General features: G+C 69.7%; 2 protein-coding genes. Both read right to left on the bottom strand.

Annotation, left to right across the window (positions count from 1 at the left end):
* Window positions 1-455 precede the first annotated feature (455 nt).
* Window positions 456-1,169 carry a tRNA (adenosine(37)-N6)-threonylcarbamoyltransferase complex dimerization subunit type 1 TsaB gene (gene tsaB, locus AC3WL7_RS21360; protein WP_079222866.1) on the bottom strand — a complete coding sequence of 238 codons (714 nt, stop codon included), beginning with the start codon at window positions 1,167-1,169 and terminating at the stop codon, window positions 456-458.
* 24 nt (window positions 1,170-1,193) lie between these two features.
* Window positions 1,194-3,248: a DNA repair helicase YoaA gene (gene yoaA / locus AC3WL7_RS21355; protein WP_492753038.1), complete on the bottom strand. Its 2,055-nt coding sequence runs from the start codon at window positions 3,246-3,248 to the stop codon at window positions 1,194-1,196.
* Window positions 3,249-3,451: the final 203 nt, after the last annotated feature.

Genomic DNA, 3,451 nt, shown 5'->3' with positions numbered 1-3,451 from the left:
ACACGCCGTAAACCCGTCCATGGGGGCTCGTAGGCGCCATCCATGGCGCCTGCGGTCCTGCAAGCCCACACCGCCCCACCCCTGACAGATCGCGGCGCATCTTCGCTTTTGGTAGGTGTCGACCTTGGTCGACACACATCCACGCAACGCGTGGATGCTTTTGATTTTGACTTTTCTTTTTTGATTTTCCGTGGCGGACACGCACGGAAACTGTCAGAGGTCGGGCGGGGTGGGTTCGCGGGGGTGTCTGCGGCATGGATGCCGCGGACAAGCCTCCATGGGTGAGGGCGCTTTGCTTGCGAAGCACTGCTTCGCACGCGCCCGAACGCACAGCCGCCAGCGGCTGGGCCGGACTGGGGATTCACGGCGTCCCCCGCGAATCCACCCCGCCCGACCCAGCGCAGCTGTTGCAGTCGACTAACAGTCGACTCTACCGATCTTCAGCCACGAGGGGCTCAGCCGTTGGCTTTCGCCTTCGCCTCGCGGGCGGCCTGCTGCTCGACCAGGGTCAGCGCGACGTTGTCACGCAGATAGGCCGGCTCGACCTTCTCCGCCGCCATGCCTTCGCCACGGGCGAACGCGGGCACCGCCAGCGCCAGCACGTCCGATGCGCGAGGCAATGCTGCTGCATCGAAGCCACGCAGCCCAGCGCCCAGCTGCGCCACCAGCGCGCCCTCGGCCGCGCCGAAACCAGTGCCGACACCGTAGGCCTGCAGCCCGTCCGGCAGCGCCACCGCCGCCGGTGCGCAGACACGCTCGGCATCGCGCGCCACCGGCAGGCCGTCCACGCGCTCGAAGCGCGCAACGTACAACTCGCCCATCCGCGCATCGATCGCCGACAGGATCTGGTCTTCTTCCGCCGGCGCACGCAGCGCCAGCACCTGCAGCGTCGACACCGGCAGCAGCGGCCGGTCCAGCGCCAGCGCGATGCCCTGCGCGATCGCGATCGCCAGGCGCACGCCGGTGAACGCGCCGGGCCCCCGACTGAGCGCGATGCCATCCAGCTGGCGGCGGCTGATGCCGGCTTCAGCGAGCAGCGCCTCGGCCCACGGCAGGCTCAGTTCGGCATGGCGGCGCGGGGCGATCTCGAAGCGCTCCAGCACCTGCCCATCGACATGCAGGGCAACGGAACAGGCTTCGGTGGCGGTTTCAAAGGCGAGCAGTTTCATCGGATCGGATCAGGACGCATCGGGTCAGAACAGGGGGAACGTGGCACCGGGGGCCGGCTCCGGACCCGGCGCGGGGGCCGGGGCGGTCGGGGCGGCGGCGTCCTCGGCCACGGGGGACCATTGTGGCGCAAAGAAGGCCTGCACATCGGCCAGCGCGCGGGTGCGGCGGAACGGCGGCAGGGAATCGAGGAACACCCGACCATAGCCACGGTTGAGCAGGCGCGGGTCGCACAGCACCAGCACGCCGCGATCGGTCTCGCTGCGGATCAGCCGGCCTACGCCCTGCTTGAGGGCGATCACCGCCTGCGGCAACTGCTCGTCGCGGAACGGATTGCCGCCCTGGCTGCGGATCGCCTCCAGCCGTGCTTCATAGACCGGGTCATCCGGCGCGGCGAACGGCAGTTTGTCGATGACCACCACGCTCAGCGCCTCGCCCACCACGTCCACGCCTTCGCGGAAGCTGGCCGAGCCGAGCAGCACGCCGTTGCCGGAATCGCGGAAGCGATGCAGCAACGTGGCGCGCGGCGCCTCGCCCTGCACGAACAACGGCCACGGCCCATCGCGCAGTGCCTCGGCCGCCTCGCGCAGCGCACGGTGCGAGGCAAACAGCAGGAATGCCCTGCCCTGCGAGGCCTGCAGCACCGGCCGCAGGGCCTGGATGAGCGCCGTGCCGAAGCCGCGTGCCGCCGGATCGGGCAGGCCTTCCGGCAGGTAGCACAGCGCCTGCTCGGGCCAGTTGAACGGACTCGGCTGGACCAGCGTGTGCGGATCATCCAGGCCCAGGCGGGTGGTGATGTGCTCGAAGCCCCCGCCCACGGTCAGCGTGGCCGAGGTAAAGATCCAGGCGGCGCGGCTGCGCTCGCGGTGCTCGCGCAGCGGCCCGGACACATCCATCGGCGTGCGCTGGCAGCGGAAACCGCGCGGCGTGAGTTCGTACCAGAGCACGTCGGCGGCATGCGCCAGCTCGGCCGGGTCGGTGTCGAAATCCAGGGTAGGTTCGTCGTCGCCCAGCCAGCGCGCCAGCCGCGAAACGGCTTCGCGTGCACGGGCGTGGCAGGCATCAAGGCCGGCGGCGGCTTCGCGCAGCGGCTGCAGCGCCTGTTCCAGCGCCACCAGGCAGCTCATGGCCATATCGAAGCCCTCGCGCACCTGCGGCATCGCCAGCGCGCGCCACTGCGTGCCACGCGACGGCAGCCCTTCCATCGCCAGGCGCAGCGCCAGCAGCGCCTGCTGCAGCTGGTCGACGGGTTCCTGCAGCGCCGACTGCGCACCGCCCACGCCACGCGCCTCGGCCAGGCAATCGCGGCCCAGTTCCTGCCATGGGCGCATGCCGAAGCCTTCGCCGAAGAACTGCGCGGCCAGTTCGGGCAACTGGTGTGCCTCGTCGATGACAAAGGCCTGCGCGCCCGGCAGCAGTTCGCCGAAGCCATCCTGTTTCAGGGCCAGATCGGCCAGCAGCAGGTGATGGTTGACCACCACCACGTCGGCCGCCTGCGCACGTTGCCGCGCATGCACGACAAAGCAGTCGTCCCAGAACGGGCAATCAGTGCCCAGGCAGTTGTCGACGGTGGAGGTCACCATGGGCAGCAGCGGCGAATCGTCGGCCAGTCCATCCAGCTCGGCGATGTCACCGAACTGGGAGCGACCGGACCAGGCGAGGATGCGCTGGAACTGCGCGGCCTGTTCGGGGCTGGAAAAGCGCGGTTCGCCCCGTGCCTGCTGCAACCGGTAGCGGCACAGGTAGTTGGCGCGGCCCTTCAGCAGCGCGCTGCGCAGGCCGACGCCCAGCGCCTGGCGCACGCGCGGCAGGTCGCGATGGTAGAGCTGGTCCTGCAGCGCACGGGTGCCGGTGGAAATGATGGTGCGCAGGCCGGACAGCAGCACCGGCACCAGGTAGGCGAAGGTCTTGCCGGTACCGGTGCCGGCCTCGGCCAGCAGCAGATCACGCTGCTGCAGCGCATCGGCGATGGTCTCGGTCAGGCGCAGCTGCGCGGGACGCGGGACGAAGGCATCCAGGTGCGAGGCGAGCGCGCCGCCTTCGCTGAGCGCTTCGCGGCTGGCATGGACGAGGTCGGACATCAGACAGGAAGGATACCCGGCCGGGCGCTGCCCGGCACCCGTTTCAAGCCAGAGCGTAGGCAAAGGCAACAGCAACAGCAACAGCAGTGTTCATGGCTCTGGGTTGTACTGCGGGTTGGCGGGGGGCTGTGGGTTTGCGGGGACGCCGTAAACCCATCCATGGGGGCTTGGTCGCCGCATCCATGCGGCTCACACCCCGCAAA

The sequence above is a fragment of the Stenotrophomonas sp. FW305-3-2-15-E-LB1 genome (assembly GCF_058787375.1).
The sequence above is the reverse complement of the archived record's forward strand: the minus strand, read 5'-3'. Positions and strand labels throughout refer to the sequence as shown.

Bases quoted from the DNA above. Each gene is read 5' to 3' on its own strand.
- yoaA (WP_492753038.1), bottom strand. From the start codon at position 3,248: ATGTCCGACCTCGTCCATGCCAGCCGCGAAGCGCTCAGCGAAGGCGGC.
- tsaB (WP_079222866.1), bottom strand. From the start codon at position 1,169: ATGAAACTGCTCGCCTTTGAAACCGCCACCGAAGCCTGTTCCGTTGCC.